Source organism: Serratia sp. NCCP-200 (assembly GCF_059697885.1).
In genome coordinates this window covers 111,075-127,404 of the sequence record NZ_BAAKUJ010000006.1, presented here as the reverse complement: position 1 = coordinate 127,404, position 16,330 = coordinate 111,075, and the positions used below count along the sequence as shown (strand labels likewise).

The 16,330-nt window shown below is 53.7% G+C and carries 12 protein-coding genes; all 12 read left to right on the top strand.

The features are described from left to right. The first annotated feature begins 19 nt into the window (after positions 1 to 19). The 12 genes from tssF (AC6HVW_RS19250) (at position 20) to AC6HVW_RS19195 (ending at position 14,983) form a co-directional block, all read left to right on the top strand. Positions 20 to 1,762 (top strand): type VI secretion system baseplate subunit TssF, encoded by a 1,743-nt coding sequence (tssF, locus tag AC6HVW_RS19250; protein WP_497569634.1) that lies wholly within the window; start codon positions 20 to 22, stop codon positions 1,760 to 1,762. Further along, positions 1,759 to 2,787, top strand: coding sequence for a type VI secretion system baseplate subunit TssG (gene tssG / locus AC6HVW_RS19245; RefSeq protein ID WP_059199175.1), 1,029 nt, complete (start codon positions 1,759 to 1,761; stop codon positions 2,785 to 2,787). The genes tssF (AC6HVW_RS19250) and tssG overlap by 4 nt, the downstream gene beginning before the upstream one ends. A gap of 18 nt (positions 2,788 to 2,805) precedes the next feature. After that, positions 2,806 to 4,551, top strand: coding sequence for a type VI secretion system baseplate subunit TssF (gene tssF / locus AC6HVW_RS19240; RefSeq protein ID WP_071682752.1), 1,746 nt, complete (start codon positions 2,806 to 2,808; stop codon positions 4,549 to 4,551). Positions 4,552 to 4,571: 20 nt separating this feature from the next. After that, positions 4,572 to 6,554: a type VI secretion system tip protein TssI/VgrG gene (gene tssI / locus AC6HVW_RS19235; protein WP_141130892.1), complete on the top strand. Its 1,983-nt coding sequence runs from the start codon at positions 4,572 to 4,574 to the stop codon at positions 6,552 to 6,554. Between the two features lie 30 nt (positions 6,555 to 6,584). Then, a complete protein-coding gene (locus AC6HVW_RS19230; RefSeq protein ID WP_071682750.1) occupies positions 6,585 to 7,301 on the top strand; it encodes a DUF4123 domain-containing protein in 717 nt (238 codons plus the stop codon). Further along, a complete protein-coding gene (locus AC6HVW_RS19225; RefSeq protein ID WP_071682749.1) occupies positions 7,301 to 8,434 on the top strand; it encodes a hypothetical protein in 1,134 nt (377 codons plus the stop codon). Before AC6HVW_RS19230 ends, AC6HVW_RS19225 begins: the two co-directional genes overlap by 1 nt. A 13-nt stretch (positions 8,435 to 8,447) precedes the next feature. Continuing rightward, a complete protein-coding gene (locus tag AC6HVW_RS19220) occupies positions 8,448 to 12,437 on the top strand; it encodes an RHS repeat-associated core domain-containing protein (protein ID WP_497569633.1) in 3,990 nt (1,329 codons plus the stop codon). A gap of 4 nt (positions 12,438 to 12,441) precedes the next feature. Continuing rightward, positions 12,442 to 12,690 carry a hypothetical protein gene (locus AC6HVW_RS19215; protein ID WP_179248563.1) on the top strand — a complete coding sequence of 83 codons (249 nt, stop codon included), beginning with the start codon at positions 12,442 to 12,444 and terminating at the stop codon, positions 12,688 to 12,690. 382 nt (positions 12,691 to 13,072) lie between these two features. Beyond that, positions 13,073 to 13,303 carry a hypothetical protein gene (locus tag AC6HVW_RS19210; RefSeq protein WP_186486325.1) on the top strand — a complete coding sequence of 77 codons (231 nt, stop codon included), beginning with the start codon at positions 13,073 to 13,075 and terminating at the stop codon, positions 13,301 to 13,303. Between the two features lie 357 nt (positions 13,304 to 13,660). Then, positions 13,661 to 14,224: an RHS repeat-associated core domain-containing protein gene (locus AC6HVW_RS19205; protein WP_186486407.1), complete on the top strand. Its 564-nt coding sequence runs from the start codon at positions 13,661 to 13,663 to the stop codon at positions 14,222 to 14,224. Next, the gene (locus tag AC6HVW_RS19200; RefSeq protein ID WP_179248565.1) at positions 14,224 to 14,613 is read left to right on the top strand and encodes a hypothetical protein; all 390 of its coding nucleotides are present in this window, start codon (positions 14,224 to 14,226) and stop codon (positions 14,611 to 14,613) included. The genes AC6HVW_RS19205 and AC6HVW_RS19200 overlap by 1 nt, the downstream gene beginning before the upstream one ends. A gap of 118 nt (positions 14,614 to 14,731) precedes the next feature. Further along, complete coding sequence (locus AC6HVW_RS19195) at positions 14,732 to 14,983, top strand: hypothetical protein (RefSeq protein ID WP_186486326.1); 252 nt, start codon at positions 14,732 to 14,734, stop codon at positions 14,981 to 14,983. Positions 14,984 to 16,330: the final 1,347 nt, after the last annotated feature.

Sequence of the window (16,330 nt, the reverse complement as noted above, 5' to 3'; positions counted from 1 at the left end):
AAGACAGGAAGTCTTGCGCATGAACCAGAACAAACATCGGCAATTCCCTCCAGCCCGTCGGCGCAAAGCGCTACACCAGGCTGCCGAGGTGCTGCAACAAACACATGCCCCGCTGGTTTCCTTCCTGACCGCATCCAACCACGATCCCGATGTGGAGCGGCAATTGGAGGGAATGGCCTGGATGACCGGGCAGTTAGAGGGGCAGTTGGCAGACCAGCTACCGAACCTCACCCACCATATGCTGGCCCTGCTGTGGCCCTATTTTCTGCGACCCACCCCGAGCATGACCGTGCTGGAATGGCAGCAGGATTACCTGTCGGATCCCGCGCAGGCTTGCCCCCAGATCGCCAAGGGGGCCACGGTGGTCAGTATTCCGTTGCCAGTGACAACCGGTGAGGAAACGCTGCGGTGCCATTTCCGCACCTGCCGTGATACCCGGCTGTGGCCGTTACAGATGCAGGCGGTAAGCCGCGAGCAGCGGCACGGCCATGACAGCCTGTGTCTGCAACTGGTCACCACGGCGGATCGGCCCCTGGATCTCACTACCCTGAACGGCCTGCGGCTGTATCTGGGGGAAGACCTGCATACCGGGCAACAGCTGCATTTGTGGCTGAGTGAATACCTGAGCCACGCCACGCTGGAAGTGGGGGGAAAGACGTGGCCGCTGCCTGAGCTCGCACTCACCCCGGTCGGTTTCAACGACGAAGAGGCCCTGCTGCCCTGGCCACAGAATGCCGACCCCGGCTATCGCCTGCTGCAAGAGCACGCCTGCTTCCCCAACGCCTTTTTATTTATGGACGTAACGGGCTTCCCTAGCCTACCTCCGCTATCAGCCTCTCACGGCTTTACCCTGCGGTTCACCTTCTCCCGGCCTTTGCCTTCTGCCCTGGTTATCAACCGCCAGACGGTGCGCCTGCATTGCACGCCCGCCATCAACCTGTTTAGCCATTACGCTGACGGGATCAGCCTCGATGGTACGCAGTCAGAGCTGCCGTTATTCCCCAGCGTGCGCCATCCTGAGGATTACGACGTGTTCTCGGTGGATGAAGTGACCGGCGTATCAGCCCTGAGTGATGTCCCCCGCCGCTATGCGCCGTTTGAACGCTTCAGCCAGCAACAAGATGCGGGGTATTACCATGTGCGGGTCACCTCATCGCCCGTGGGGGGCTTGAACCATCACCTGGCGTTGATCCGCCACGGAGAAAACCTGGACAACCTGCCGCCGGAATCGGTGTCCGTACGGCTCACATGCAGCCACCGCCGCCTGCCGTTGCACCTGAAAGTAGGAGAACTCCGCCAACCGGCCACCGGCTGCCCGCCGGGGGTGCGCGTACACAATATCACCCGCCCGTCGGTCCCCCTGAGCCCAAGGTTGGATGCCACCTTGCAGGCGGCCCTGCTGCGCAATATCTCATTGAACAGCCGCTCACTGCTGACGCTAACGGCGCTGCGGCAGGTGCTGAGCGCCTGCGATCTACCCGCCTGGCACAGTGAACTGGCGGCAGGGGTCTCCCGGCGGCGCAGGGCGGGGTTACTCAGCCTGACCGTACGCCCGGCTGAACGTCATATCGACGGTGTGCCGATCGATGGCCTGGCCTCGGTGCTTACGGTGCGGCTCCAAGGGGCGTTTGACTCGGAAGGCGAGCTCTATCTGTATGGCCGGGTACTGGCACGGTTCCTGGCCCAGCGCGCCAGCGTCAACCATTTCCATACCCTCACCGTGGTTAACCAAGATAATCAGGAGTCTTACCGCTTTCTATGATCCCCAGTGCAGAGCAGGAGCAGCAGCTCCAGGTTATCGCCGATAACGTTAGCCAGTATGACTTCTACCGCCTGGTGGAAGGGCTGAACCGGCTGGCAGGCATCGATCCGGCCCGCACGCTCGGCCTGCCGCCGAACCGGGAGGCGTTGCGCTTTACCGCCGCTGCCGGGTTGGGCTTTGCCGCCAGCGATGTGGTGGCGTTGCAACATGAGCCAGGTGGGCCGCTGCGCCTGGAGGTGAGTTTTCTGGGCCTGCAAGGCAGCCAGTCGCCCTTGCCCTATTACTACCTGGATGACATTGCCGGGAGCACGGCACAGGGAGAAACGCGGCTCAACGATTTTCTGGCGGTGTTCAACCATCGGCCTCTGTCGTTGGCGCACCAGATTTGGCGCAAATACCGCTATGAGATCACCTTTAAACCGGGGGGCCGCGATGCCACCTCAGGGCGTATTTTTGCCCTGATAGGCCTGGGCCATCCGCAGACGCGAGAGCAGTTGGGAATCAACGCCGAAGCCATGCTGGCCTACGCCGGTCTGCTGGCCTCACCGGGCCGTTCGCCGGAGGTGATCGCTCGCCTGGTCGGTCACTTCTTTTCACTCCCAGACGTGACGGTGCAGTCTTGTATGCCCCACGTCATGACGTTGAGTGACGAGCAGCAAAATCGCTTGGGCCAGGTCACCGCCGTACGCGGACAACGCCATCAACCCCGTTCGCTGCTGGGGGGCAACTTTGTGATCGGCAGCCGGATGCGCGATCGCAGCGTCAAATTTCAACTGTCGATCAATGAGCTCACGCAGGAACAGTACCTGTCGTTTTTACCTGACGGTAAGCAGCATCGCCTGCTGGTCAATTTTGTCGAGTACATCCTGCGCGAACCGCTGGTCTGGGATCTGCGCCTGACGCTGGCACGGCATCAGGCCGGGGGGCTGAAGCTCGGCGACACACAGCGGACCCAGTTGGGGTGGACCACCTTTGTGGGGCAACCCGAAGAGAAACCCTACACCCTGTTGCCTGTGCGCAGGTAGCCAACGTCAAGGATTGATATGAACTTTACCGATCATCTCAGAGAGGAACATGCCTACCTGCGTGCGCTGGCGGACAAGGTGGGGCAGGAAAAACCCGCACTGGCCGCGCAACTGGGTCGCCATGCCGGCGATCCGGATGTGGAATGCCTGATCCAGGGGGCGGCAATGCTGAATGCCGGCCTGCGTCAACGCCTGGAGGACGGCTTCCCCGAGGTCACGCAGGGGCATCTTGAGCGTACCTGGCCCTTCCCCTTGCGGCCTATTCCAGCCTGTGGCGTGGTGAACGTCAGCGCCAAAGCCAGCACGCTGGATGCGCCGTTAACCTTGCCCGCCGGAGAATCGCTCTCCTTGTTGTCCGATGGACGTACGCAGGTGTTCCAGACCTGCCATGCCTTGACGCTGCAGCCGCTGGCCCTGATTGACCGGCAGTTGCTGGTCACCCACTCCCACAGCGAGATCCGCCTCACGTTTCAGTACCAGGGGCCGGGTGACACCTGGCCAACCCAGCCGCTATCGCTGTTTCTGGGCGATGATCCACAGGTGGCAGCGACGCTGACCCTGTGGTGTGAACAGCATCAGGACCGGCCCGTGCTACAGGTGGAAGGACGACAATGGGTGTTGGAAACAGTGTTGTCCTCCCCGCGGCCAACTGCGGATAACCGCATCCTGCCACACGAGGGGGAAACCACCTGGGCGCTGCAGAGCCTGGCCGAATACCTGTACCTGCCCCATGTGAATGATTTCCTGACGCTGGATTTTGGCCCGATGCACTCAGGGCTGACGTTGGGGAATAGCCGCACCTTTACCGTCATCCTCACGTTCAACGGGGAGATCCCGCTCACCCAGGCCCAACTGGCGTCGGCCTTTATGCTGCACTGCGTCCCGGTGATCAGCCTGGCGGAACAGAAAAGCGCCCCCATACGGCTGCTACCCGGGCAGAGCGTTTACCCGCTACCGTATGCCGACGATCGCTGGGTGTATGCCATCACCGGCGTCAGCATGCTGGAAGAGCCGGATACCCTGCGGCGGGGCCGACGGGTGCAATTCCAACCCGACAGCGAACTGACGCCGGAATCGCGTTATGCACCCGACGCCGGGTTGGCGCTGTTTTACACCGTCCGGGTCAGTGGTGATGTCCTGGGGCGGATGCAGCATGAACTGGTGTTGTGCAACAGTGCAGGAGAACCGCTGACAGAGCCCCCTTGCCGGGCCGTGGTCTGTGACCTGCTCACCACCTCGGCGCAATCTCCCACGTTACCGCTTGGCTCCCCTTTCCTGCTCGGCATGGCGGTGACCGACACTTTGGACGTCACTACCGTCACCCGATTTTCGACCCCGTACCCGGCGGTGGTGGACAGCCATCACCATTGGCGGCTGATGGCCTGCCTGTCGTTCAGCCCCGCGCTCCTCAACCACCGGGAAACGGTACAGCGGGCGATCGACGATTTTTGCCTGCACGCCCGACATAACCTGCCCCAGGTCCGGCACATTCGCCGGGCGGTGGAGGGCATCACCGCCGTCAAGACCGAACCGGTGAATACCCTGATGGGGGAACGGCTGCGGCGCGGTTTGCAGATGACCCTGACGCTCGACGATCAGGCGTTCGACAGCCCCGGCGAAGCCTACACCTTTGCGGCGGCGCTGAGCGTCTTCTTTACCCATTGCCTGACCACCAACAGCTTCCTGCTGCTGGATGTGATAACCGAACCTTCACAACGGCGCTGGGCATTGCCCCTGGCGCGCGGCCAACGAGCCATGATGTGAGACACCACAAGGAGTGAACGATGGACAGCGGATTATTTTTCAGCAGCCAACTCGGTGAACTGCCTCCGGACACCTTTGACGTGGCCGGTTTTACCCTGGAAGAAGGGTTGTCGACCCTGTTTACCTTGACGGTAAACCTGGTCAGCACCCGGTCAGACATCGAACTGGAAGCACAGTTGCTGCAGCCGGGGGCATTGACCGTCACCGTCAGTGGCAAGGAACAGCGCACGATCCCAGGGCTGATCGCCAGCCTGACTCAGGGAGAAAGCGGTTTTCGCCGCACCTACTATCAGGCGGTGATCCGCCCGGATGTCTGGGTACTCAGCCTGAAACAGGACAGCCGGATCTTCCATTTCCTGTCGGTGCCGGACATCGTCAATCAGGTATTGGACGAACACCGCATCCCTTATCAGAGCCATATCCAGCAGACCTATCCACCGCGTGAGTACGTGACCCAGAAGCGCGAAAGCGACCTGGACTTCATCCTACGGCTGATGGCCGAGGTGGGGATCAGCTTCTGGTTTGAAGATAACGAACTGGTGTATGGCGATTCGCACCTGAGCATGACGGAAGGTATCCCGCTGACCTTCAACCCGCATATCCAGTCGCCAACCCAGGGCGACATTGCCCATCGGCTGACCCTGGGGGCGTTCATGCAGTCACGGGAAAGCGTGCTTAAAGATCGCGAACACCGGCGGCCCGACCATCCTCTGCAGTTTAAGCAGAGCGACCCTGCATTGGGTGGTGAAGCCACCCAATACTCGGTATTTGAGAGCTATGGCCGTTATCAGGATGACCAGACCGGACCGCAGCTCAGCACCGTGCGGCTGGAGGCCATGCAAGCGGGCACCCAACAGGGCGCAGCAGAAACCAACAGCATCCGGCTGATGCCGGGCACGATTTTTACCTTGCAGGGCCATCCGGTGCAGGCGCGCAACGATCGCTGGCAGGTGATCACCGTCAGCCACCGTGGGGAGCAGCCTGCCGCGCTGGAAGAAGAGAGTAACGGCAGCGGCACCACCTTCACCAACTCGCTGACCTTTGCGCCGGGGAATATCGACTGGCGGCCAAGCTACCGTTACAAGCCGCTGGCCGACGGGGACGAGGTGGCCACCATCGTCGGACCGAAAGGCGAAGAGCTGTACGTCAACGAACTGGGCTGGGTGCGGGTGCACTTTCACTGGAACCGTTATGACCCGGCGGATGAAAAAGCGTCCTGCTGGGTGCCGGTCTCCAACCAGTGGGCGGGGGACGGCTTTGGTTCGGTGACGTTGCCGCGCATCGGCCAGGAAGTGCTGATCAGCTACCTGAACGGCGATATCGATCGCCCGGTGGTGAGCGGGCGTTACTACAACGGCTTGAACAAACCGCCCTACCCGTTACCGGCCAACAAGACCAAATCGGTCTGGCGCACCAAATCGCACAAGGCCGAGGGCTTTAACGAACTGTCGTTTGAGGATGAAGCGGGCAGCGAGGAGATTTACCTGCACGCACAGAAAGACCTCAAGGCCCTGGTCAACAACGATGCGCACTGGGACATTCGCGCCAACCAGAGCAGCAAGATTGGTGGCAACAGCCTGAGCGAAATCGAGGGCAACCGGGAAAGCCGCATCAAGGGTGAACTCACCCTCCACACCAGCGGCAAAAAGTCCGAACTGGCCGATGGCGAATCCCATTTACAGGTCGGCAGCGCCTATGTGGTGAAGGCTGGGCAGGAAGTATCGGTTGAAGCCGGGGCCAAAATCACCCTCTCGGCGGGCAGCGAGCTGACGCTCAAGGCCGGGGGCAGCTTTATCAAACTGGCACCGGGGGCCATTTTCACGTCGTCATCGTTGCAGGTGGGCAGTGGCTCTGCGGGCAGCGGACAGGGAGTCAACCTGAAGATGCCGGGTGTGGTGCCGTTGTTGGCGGCCCCCACGCTAATCCAGCAGGGTGTGCTTAGTAGTGATGCTCCTTATTGCGAAGAGTGTGAGAAATGTAAAGAGGAAGGGTGCGCAATTTAATTGGCCACTCATCGTCAAGGAGGAATAAAGATGCAACAGACCGTACAGGACTGGGCAAGAAACACATCGGGAACGCCGTTGTACGCCGTCTTGGCCAATACCAACGGTGCGCAAGGTATCAAGGCCTATTACCGGGAGGATGGAAGCCGCACGCCGTACGGGCTTTACGCCAATACGCCGTATGCCAACTGGTTCGAGGTGATGCCGGTGCTGGTGCCGCTCACTGACGGCAGCCCGTTTCTGCGCTGGGTGGCAGAAACGCCCCTGCGCAACTGGGGCTGGTTGGCGCGTTCACCGTTGCCGCAGGTTGCCCTGGCGGCCCACCTTGCCGGTTTGACTCAGGTGATCATGCCTGGGGGTAAAGCGGTGTTTTTCCGCTACTGGGATGGGCGTTATCTGCCAGCACACCTGCGTTATATGGGAGAGCACTGGATAGATGTTCTGCCGGTGTTCTCGGATTACTGGATAAACGGCGAGGTGTTTACCTGCCCGGTAGATCCTACGGCGCAAGCCCAGGTCAGCCCCTGGTGGCAGGTGCCGCAACGTCTGATTGACCAACTTCTGAAAACGGATCCTGGGCCGGTGATTGCCCAGGCATTACAGCAATTGCAGGAAACCCGTGCCGATCTCTATGGGCGTTTTTCCCCTGCCTTGCTGGAGATGAAGATCCGACATTTACTGGTGCAAAGCCATGGGCAGCGTGAAGGGCTGATGGCTCGCATCGTCACCACATTGGAGAGTGAGTGATGAGTTATTATGGGTATGGCAACAACTCGACGACGTATACCAGCAGCGCATACGGGAATTACAACAAACGGGTGACGATCCCTTCTGCACCCATCGACCCTGAGAAGCTTTTCCAGAAGACGCTGAACAATTTTAAATCCTGCCTGACGCGTTACCACGATACGACAGAGTTTCCGCTATTGGGCAGCTTGCTGTTGATGGATCAAGAGGTGAAAGTCGGGGACTTTGTCATTGCAACCGCGCGGATAGACAAAGGCACGCTTAACGGCGCCATGCAGTGCACCCTCAATGAACCCATTACCCTGACACACGCCTTTGAAGCCAAGGGGTATCTCCCGATTGCAGGCTCTTCCTTCAAGATCATCAAACGTAAGAAAAAGACCCCGGAACAGTTTCGGCAGATAGCCTACATGAGTGTCAATCAGGCGTACGGACCTTATTACAACAACATGGCGTCCTCGGACTTTGAGGACATCACCGTGCTGGATGGCCTGGCTTTCGATGACAACGGGATGGCCACCATTAATCTGCCCGAGTGCGACGATGCGTATACCTATCACGTTGTCGTCAACGCCCAGGCTAGCAGTGAAAGTAACCTCCAGCGGCTGGATGAATCCTACAGCGAGCTGATCGTCAAGTGTACCAACCTGCTGGAAACCCAGTGGAAAACACACCAGCAGGCAGCCTGGAAGGATTTTACAGACAGAGGCGCTCAGGTGGACTTTACCCAGGCGTTCAAAGCATTTTTTGCCGGGTTACGCGACAAAATCCTCGAACTGTACGAGACAGCCAAAAAGATCGTGCAATGGATCACCAGCGAGAACCTGGATGCCATGCTGGCTTATATCGGCCAGAAGGGGGTGGATAAAATGAAAGAGCTGTATGACACCGGCAAAAAACAGATTGCCGATACGTTGGTGATCCTCTCCGATGAGATGCTGATGTTTATCTGTGCCCACGCTCTGTACAGCTACTTTTGCCTGCTGACACCGCAACAGATCGCCGATTTTGCCGGGGGAGCGGCAGGCGAATTGGTCATGATGCTGTTGCTTTACATCGTGCTACCCGGTGCCGTAGCCAAATTAGCCCTGGATGGGTTGGATAGCTTAGCCGGTATTAGCCCGGCCCGATAATCAAGGAGAGTCAATGAAACCGTTATTTCGTGCCAATGCCGGTGCAGGGAAAGCGATCATGGGGGGGATAAAAGAAATCATTTCCCTGATCAATGAACACGTCCCCCATTATTTGGCCAAGAACCCTATTCGGGCAGGGGCTGTTCCGTTAAATATCAAAAAAACCGCGAATATCGACTCCGCTGGCTTGGGCAAGAGCCTGGAAAATCAGAGTAGTCTACCCACTGGGTCCAATAACCTGCATGAAACCAAGTTTGAATCGCCGGTCATCCAAGCTAACAGCAGCGGTCAAAACCCGCAGGGCAAGGCGACGCCAAGAAGCGAGCACACTGATAAGGACGGCGATCCGGTTTCGTTGTGCACCGGCGAAGAACTGTTGACGATCAGCGAAGGCAGCCTGCCGGGGCTGCTGCCCTTCACCTGGCAGCGTTTTTACCGCACCAGCGCCTGTGAGTTGGATCTGGGTTTGGGGTACGGCTGGAGCCATAGCCTTTCCCACCGCCTGCATTTTACCGACGACACCATTGTCTGGCATAACGATGAAAACCAGCGGACCCCCTTCCCCTATCCGAATGCCGAACACCCAATCCTGACCAATGTGCTCGGGGGCGCGGTGCTGGCCCTCGGTAGCCACGAGAACGAATACAGCCTCACCTTTGGCGGTGGCGCTGGGGTGTATACCTTTGTGCGTGAGGGAGAATGGGGGCGGTTGACCGCCCTCAGCGACAAATATCACAACCGTCTGCAACTGGAATACGATCGCCAGCAGCGCCTGATCCACCTACAGCATGCGCAGGGCCGGTTGTTGTTCCAGTACACGGATGATGACTCGGCGCACATCGCGCAGGTCCATTTGCAGGCACTGATCCGTGAAGAGGCCTATCGTGATGCGGTCTGGGTGACGCAGCAAGTGCTGGCACATTACACCTACAACGCGGCCGGGCAACTGGCCAGCGCCCTGAACGCCTGTGGGGAGCAAGAGCACTACCAGTACAACGAGGCCCATGTCATCACACAGCGCCAGTTGGCGGGCGGCGCCTGTTTTAACTGGGCCTGGGAAGGCGTGGGGCCAGCATCACGCTGTATCCGTCAGTATGGCAATTTCGCCCAGTTAGATACCCGTTACCTGTGGGACGATAACCAGCGGCAGGTGACGCTACGGCGCTGCGACGGCAGCCAGGAGATCTATCAATACGACGGCCAGGCCCGGCTGATTTTCCGGCGGGCAGCGAACGGTGCAGAAACCCGCCATACGTACAACGAAGAGGGGCTACGCGTCAGCACCACCGATGCGTTGGGCCAGCAGACCCGTTATTTTTATGACGACGCGGGTAACCTGGTGCTCGAACTGAGCCCGGATGGCAGCATGACGCGCTACACCTATCTGGACGGTCAGCTCAAGCGGGTGGCCAAGGGTAGTGGCCGCCTGGAGCAAGTGTGGCTCAATAGCATTAATGAACATGGGGATATCTACGCGGCGCGCTCACCCGGGGAACAGGTGACTGAGTACGACTATTTCCCGAACGGGCAGATGCGTGCCGTTACCCATCCTGACGGGGTGACACAAACGTATCGTTGGGATAACGTAGGGCGTTTACTGGAGAGTACCACCAGTGGCGGTAGCGTGCGCCGTTACCGTTATACCCCCCTTGGCACCCAGCCGATCGCCGTTACCGATGAAGCAGGTAATACCACCCATTTTGTCTGGGATGCGTTGGAACGGTTGCTGGAGCAGACCACGCCGGACGGCCGCACCCAGCGATACCGTTACAATGCCTATGGCAAGGTGACCGAATCGCGCGATCCGGCCGGTTTGGTTACCCGCTACGAGTACGCAGCCCCCCTGCATCTGCTGACGCGCAAGATCCTGCCAGATGGCAGTACGCTGGAGTATCGTTACGACAACACGCACCTGCAGGTTAGTGAGATCCTCAACCCTAAAGGGGAAAGTTACCGCCTGGCTTACACGGCGACGGGGCTGCTGAGTGAAGAGATCGGGTTTGACGGGGTTAAAACCGCGTATGCGTACGATCTGAACGACAGGCTGATTGAAAAGCGAGAATACGGTAATCAGCCAGATGCGGAGCCGCTGGTCACAACCTACCAGCGAGACTGGCAGGGAAAACTGCTGCGTAAGACCCTACCGGATGGGCAGGTAGAGCAGTACGACTATGATGCCCTGGGGCGGTTAATTGCCGTCAATGACGGGCAGATGCCGCTGGCCTGGGAATACGACATCGCCAATCGCCTGGTGGTAGAGCACCAAGGGTGGGCAACGCAACGTTATCAGTACGATCCACATAGCGGGTTGCTGAAAGGCAGCCGACTGCCGGACGGCCAACAACTGGGCTACCACTACCAGCATGGCCGGGTACAGGGGATCACGCTAAACGAACAGCCGCTGCTGGCGTTCAACCACGACAACGCCGGGCGCGAGCAGGAGCGGCGGCAGGGCAACGGGCTGGTCAACCGCTACCAGTACGATAGTCTGGGGCGTATGGTGGAACACCGCTTGCAGGGGCCCGGCGAGATGGGGCTACAGCCACTGTGGGAGCAGCATTACCGTTACCAGGCACAGGGTGAACTAGCGAGCATTACGGGAAATGCCCCACGGGAATACGGCTATGATGCGCGGGGGCAGTTGCTGAGCGCCCAATTCCCTAGCAGCCACACGGCGATAGATCGGCACAGCGTGGCAGGGGAAAACTTCCTGTACGACGGGGCCGGTAACCGGGTCAGTGAACATGGCGAGCGGGACAGCGCCCCTGGCAACCGGCTGGCGTTTTTTGGTGACAGGCACTTCGAGTACGATCGCTTTGGTAACTTGGCGGTAGAGCGACGCGGCAAGGCCCACAAATTGGTGACCACCTTTGCCTATGACTGTCGGCACCGGCTGATAAAGCGGACCGATCCGCACGGGCAAGTAACCACCTACACCTATGATGCGTTTAACCGCCGGACCAGTAAAACCGAAGAGGGCCGGACCACGGAATACCTGTGGCAGGGCAATAAGCTGATTGCGGAAACGGACAATCAACAGCACTGGCAGACGTTCTTGTATGAGCCGGGCAGCCACCGGCCAATGGCGACGATAGTAGGCTCTACACGGGTGAACAGCCCGAAGGTCAGGACCTATTGGTACCAGAATGACCACCTTGGCACGCCGCACAGCCTGACGGACAGCCAAGGCAACACCGTATGGCGGGGACAGTACAGCGCCTATGGGCAACTGACGGAGGAATGGACGCAGCCGGATGATCCGTATGGACACCCACAACCGAAGGTGAACAACCCACTGCGTTTTCAGGGGCAGTACGAAGATGCGGAAAGCGGGCTGTATTACAACCTGAACCGGTATTATGATCCGGGGATTGGGCGGTATTTGACGGCGGATCCGATCAAACTGGCTGGGGGATTGAACTCTTATCAATATGTTGACGGGAATCCTGTAGGTTGGGTAGATCCACTTGGACTGTTTAAACAGGATGGAACGGGATTCGATAATGCCGTTATAAAAACAGATTCACCAGCCTTACCCAAAATACCATCATCATCAATGGATGATTTGTTGGCGACTGGAAAGCTCCCAGGTAATTCAGGTACAATTATTACAGATCGAAGCGTTTCTTATAGCGATATGTTTAAATTAAGTACTAATAACTCCACCGGTTTTCCAAAAGAAGTTTTGTTGGTCAGGCAGGAGGTCGATGGAAAAATGCGACATGTAATCTACTCTGGAGATGCTGGCCGTGTTGGTGTTCCTAAAAATAGTCGACCAATAGCACATACGCATCCTACAGAAAATATTTACCAGCAATGGCCGTCATCTGGTGATATGAAAACTATTAATGGATATTATTATGCGCAACTTGACCTCAAGCCAAACCACAAGGCTCAACCACACTCTATTATTTGGGGTGATAAGTCAGGAGATACAACTATAATTTACCCAGGGCAAGGAAAAGAACCTCTCCCATCTAGTAACCCCAAAAAGAGGAAATAAAAAGATGAGTAAAGCCAAAGAGATAACAGAGCAAGAAATTATAGAGAAGTTGACTTCTGATGGTATAAGTCTTGATGAGTATCACATACAGGAGACGTATTCTGGCAGCTATGAGCTGGCTGCTAAGTTAACTGATGGTCGATATTTTAATTTTTTTTGGGAAGATGATTTTTTTCATCAAGCAGCTTTAGAGTTTATAAAAAAAAGAGGGGCTAAAATTATCTCATGGGATGATTATGTGCATAAACATTGAAACCAATCAGTGTGACGATATAATGAAATTAACTTTTAAAACCCAAATGTTATCATGCAGTTATGGTTTGCAAGATGAAAGTGTTCTGGGGGAGAAACGTACACTTATAGAGGTAGAATAGGCTAGCCAGTAGGTCAGTTGGATGGGTACTGGTGAACAGTACCTCTCTATACCCCGACCGTCGCCCAGTGGCAGATCGACACAGCGTGGCGGGGGAATGTTTCCAGTACGATGGGGCCGGCAACCCTGTCAGTGAACAGGGCGAGGGAAACAAGGCCCCGGGAAATCAGCTGGCATTTTTTGGTGACAGGCACTTCGAGTACGATCGCTTTGGCAACTCGACGCGGCAAGGCCTACAAAACAATATGGAGGTATTCAAACCATGATTACATCAGAACTAATTATGGAGAAAGTGAACAACTATAGTATTAAAGATATAGTAGATAAAGTTGAAAGCGTTATTGACTGCAATGATTTTAATTTCAAAATGATGCATTACGAAAGAGAAAGGCATGTTTTTAATCTAAAAGTACATGACATATATACAACTAAGGGAGGTGCTGAAAAGTTTGGATTTTCTGAAACGATAGATCATCTTGATGAGAATAAATGATAAGAACATACTTATATGCACTTATAGAGAAAACTATTATATGGTGCACTTTCTATTCCAAGAGGAATCTATGACTTTGATAAGTATTATGGGGTTAAAGATAAGAGTTAAATCACAAGAAGAAATAGATGAGATAATGGCTAGAGCAAATCGAAATTGGACGGAAGAGTGACCTATTTCCGTTTGAAGATGACTGACTCACATTGGGTTGGTGGCTTTAGATTTCATTTGTAATTCGTTTTTTCGATGTTTAAATTCGTGCCCCGCCCTGGCTTATAAGGGCGGGTGTAACGCCGGTGCTGCCCACAATTGGTCTACCACTACCAGCATGGCCAGGTGCAGTAATTTAATTACAACCTGAACCGGTATTATGATCCGGGGATTAGGCGGTATCTGACGGCGGATCCGGTAAAACTCGATGGTGGGTTGAACTCTTATCAGTATGTTGATGGGAACCCGGTTAGCTGGGTGGATCATCTAGGACTGTTTAAAACTGATGTAACAGGTGTGGAGAGGAGTTCTGTTAATACAGGAGCTCCACAGCTTCCTGAAATTCCGTGGTCTAGTGCTTCGGTTAAAAGGGCGTCTGATGAACTTGACCGTGGTGCTTTAGAGGTTACAGTAAGAAATAGAAGTGAAGCGGAAGAGCTTTTTCGTGGTAAATATGTAGGAGAAGGTTATAGAAATGCTGAAAGCTTCAACTCGGTAACAGCGAAGGATTACTTTAAAGTTAACCTTACTACTAAAGAGCCTTATTATCATTGGGATGATACTCCTATGTCAGACATTCAGAGTAAAAAAATATTTATGGCAAATCATGACATTAACGATGCACACGGAGCCTTACCGCACTTACAATTACATCCTACTCGCGGAAGAGCAATGAGAATATACTGGCCAAATACTGTAGGTAATAAATAATGAATGAGAAACTAGGAATTCCGCTAAAAGTATGGAACGGCATTGAGTTTGGTTCCTATATTGAAATTGCACAAGAAGTCCAGCCAAAATCTGATGATACAAAACGTTGGATCGCTTTGTATGCTTTGCAAAAAATGACGGAGGAGATGAAAAATAGTGTCCATTCTTATGATTTCATAAAAAAGTCAAAAGACTTCATGTACTGCGTTGTAGATTTTGAGATTCCAATTAGAATCATTGAATTTAATGATGGTGTTGATGTTGGTGATGCAGTTAATCTAAAGTATTTTACAGCAAATACTGAAGACGAGTTAGTTTCAATTTTCAAGAAAGAAGGAATAAACCCAGAACTGTTTGTCCCACCTTGGCGTTGCGATTATCCGACTTAATACATCCCCCCCGACCTTCACATTGAGGTCGGGAATACCCCACTAATCCCCGAATAGAAGAAGTAAAAATCTCATGATGTGAACTTGAGAAAAAGTTATCTTCAAGGTGATTTAAATCATGGCAAAGAAATGTATCATTATCACAGATGAAGAGATTATTAACAATCTTAATTCTGACGGACTTACTGTTGATAGTTACTTTATTCAGGAATTGTCAACCGGAGATTACACTATATGTGCATCATTTCAAGGTGAATCTTTTGACTTTTTTTGGGAGGATGAAATTTTTAGATGTGCCGTTGTAGACTTCTTGAAACGGCGAGGGGCCACTATTGTTTCCTGGGGTGAATATATTAAAAAACTTAAATAGTTAAATTATTCAGGGAGACATTCCCGTTGATTGAATTTTAAATCAGCCCCCTATTTCCATCAATGAGGATAGGGGGCTTTATTACTAAAGTTACTTTGAGTCTGTGGTGCTTAAGGGGGCTGACCCTTTATACTTACACCAATGGGAATCATGTTATTTATGTTGCCCCATTGGGATTATTTTCATTAGATAAGAATGGGTTTGAAAATACGCATGCTAATCTGGAAGAACCAGAGTTTGTTAGCTTATATAGAGCAGTAGGCCCCAGTGAGCTATCAGACATTCAGAGCACAGGAGCTTTTAATAATGTACTTGGCATAGAGACAAAATACTTTACAACATCAGGTAAAAAAGCATCAGAGTATGCAAAAAAAGCCGTTTTCGGTTTTGGAGACGACCCGTACACTATAGTCAAACTGATGTGCATAAAAACACATTAAATAACCCAATGTTTTTTGCTAAGGTTGATGGAGGTATACCAGCATATGTTTTGCCAAGTAACATATTGCTAGGACTGAAACCTATTGCACTACCCTATTCCCCTATACCTAAGGTGAAAAAATGAAAAGAATTTTGGCCGATATACATTTGTTTGAGACGAGCAAAGGTGGGAGGGTTAAACCTCTTCCAAACTTAGTTTTCAAATGCCCTTTTTTTTCAAAGGAATAAATGAATTATCATCGCATGGATATGATTGTCGTATGTTAGTTGAGGAAGTAGGTAGAGAAATTAATCCTGGCGATAGAGTAATGTCAATGCCTATAATTTTTTTGTCCCCAAATGAAGTGTTCCCCCATTTATTCATTGGCGCCAAGTTTGATATATGGGAGGCTGGGGTGATTGGATGTGGAGTTGTTTCATTAATTGAAGAGTAAGATTTATTGCCCATGTGCTATCCAAACTATCGAGGCAACCCGCTACCAGTTGGATGTACTGGACTGACTGGTAAAGAGCACTCCTCAGTACAATGCCTTTTTTCGATGTTTAAATACGCCCCCGCCCTTGGTTATAAGGATGGAGTGTAACTTCAGACGACCAACAGTTGGACTACCTAGAGAAAATCGGCACAGGGTATTAAAACATGAATAGATATATATTCAAGAAAAACCTACTTTGTTCAATTGAGGACTTATTCTTAATGGAACATCTCCATTCTATTGATTCCAATGAATTATTATTTACAGTAATCCCTGTAATCGAGGAAGGGAAACGGTATAACTCTAAAGATGAACTTATACAGCGGACAGTATTTAGCAATGAAAATATATATGGGAAAATTATTGGTATCAATGATGTCGTGGACGTATTCAGTGGATTAGACCCACTTTTTCCATTGTGGGTGAAAAT

Coding starts and splice junctions, on each gene's coding strand:
- AC6HVW_RS19210 (WP_186486325.1), top strand. CDS start 13,073: ATGATTACATCAGAACTAATTATGGAGAAAGTGAACAACTATAGTATT.
- tssF (WP_497569634.1), top strand. CDS start 20: ATGAACCAGAACAAACATCGGCAATTCCCTCCAGCCCGTCGGCGCAAA.
- AC6HVW_RS19225 (WP_071682749.1), top strand. CDS start 7,301: ATGAGTTATTATGGGTATGGCAACAACTCGACGACGTATACCAGCAGC.
- tssI (WP_141130892.1), top strand. CDS start 4,572: ATGGACAGCGGATTATTTTTCAGCAGCCAACTCGGTGAACTGCCTCCG.
- AC6HVW_RS19195 (WP_186486326.1), top strand. CDS start 14,732: ATGGCAAAGAAATGTATCATTATCACAGATGAAGAGATTATTAACAAT.
- tssG (WP_059199175.1), top strand. CDS start 1,759: ATGATCCCCAGTGCAGAGCAGGAGCAGCAGCTCCAGGTTATCGCCGAT.
- AC6HVW_RS19200 (WP_179248565.1), top strand. CDS start 14,224: ATGAATGAGAAACTAGGAATTCCGCTAAAAGTATGGAACGGCATTGAG.
- tssF (WP_071682752.1), top strand. CDS start 2,806: ATGAACTTTACCGATCATCTCAGAGAGGAACATGCCTACCTGCGTGCG.
- AC6HVW_RS19230 (WP_071682750.1), top strand. CDS start 6,585: ATGCAACAGACCGTACAGGACTGGGCAAGAAACACATCGGGAACGCCG.
- AC6HVW_RS19220 (WP_497569633.1), top strand. CDS start 8,448: ATGAAACCGTTATTTCGTGCCAATGCCGGTGCAGGGAAAGCGATCATG.
- AC6HVW_RS19215 (WP_179248563.1), top strand. CDS start 12,442: ATGAGTAAAGCCAAAGAGATAACAGAGCAAGAAATTATAGAGAAGTTG.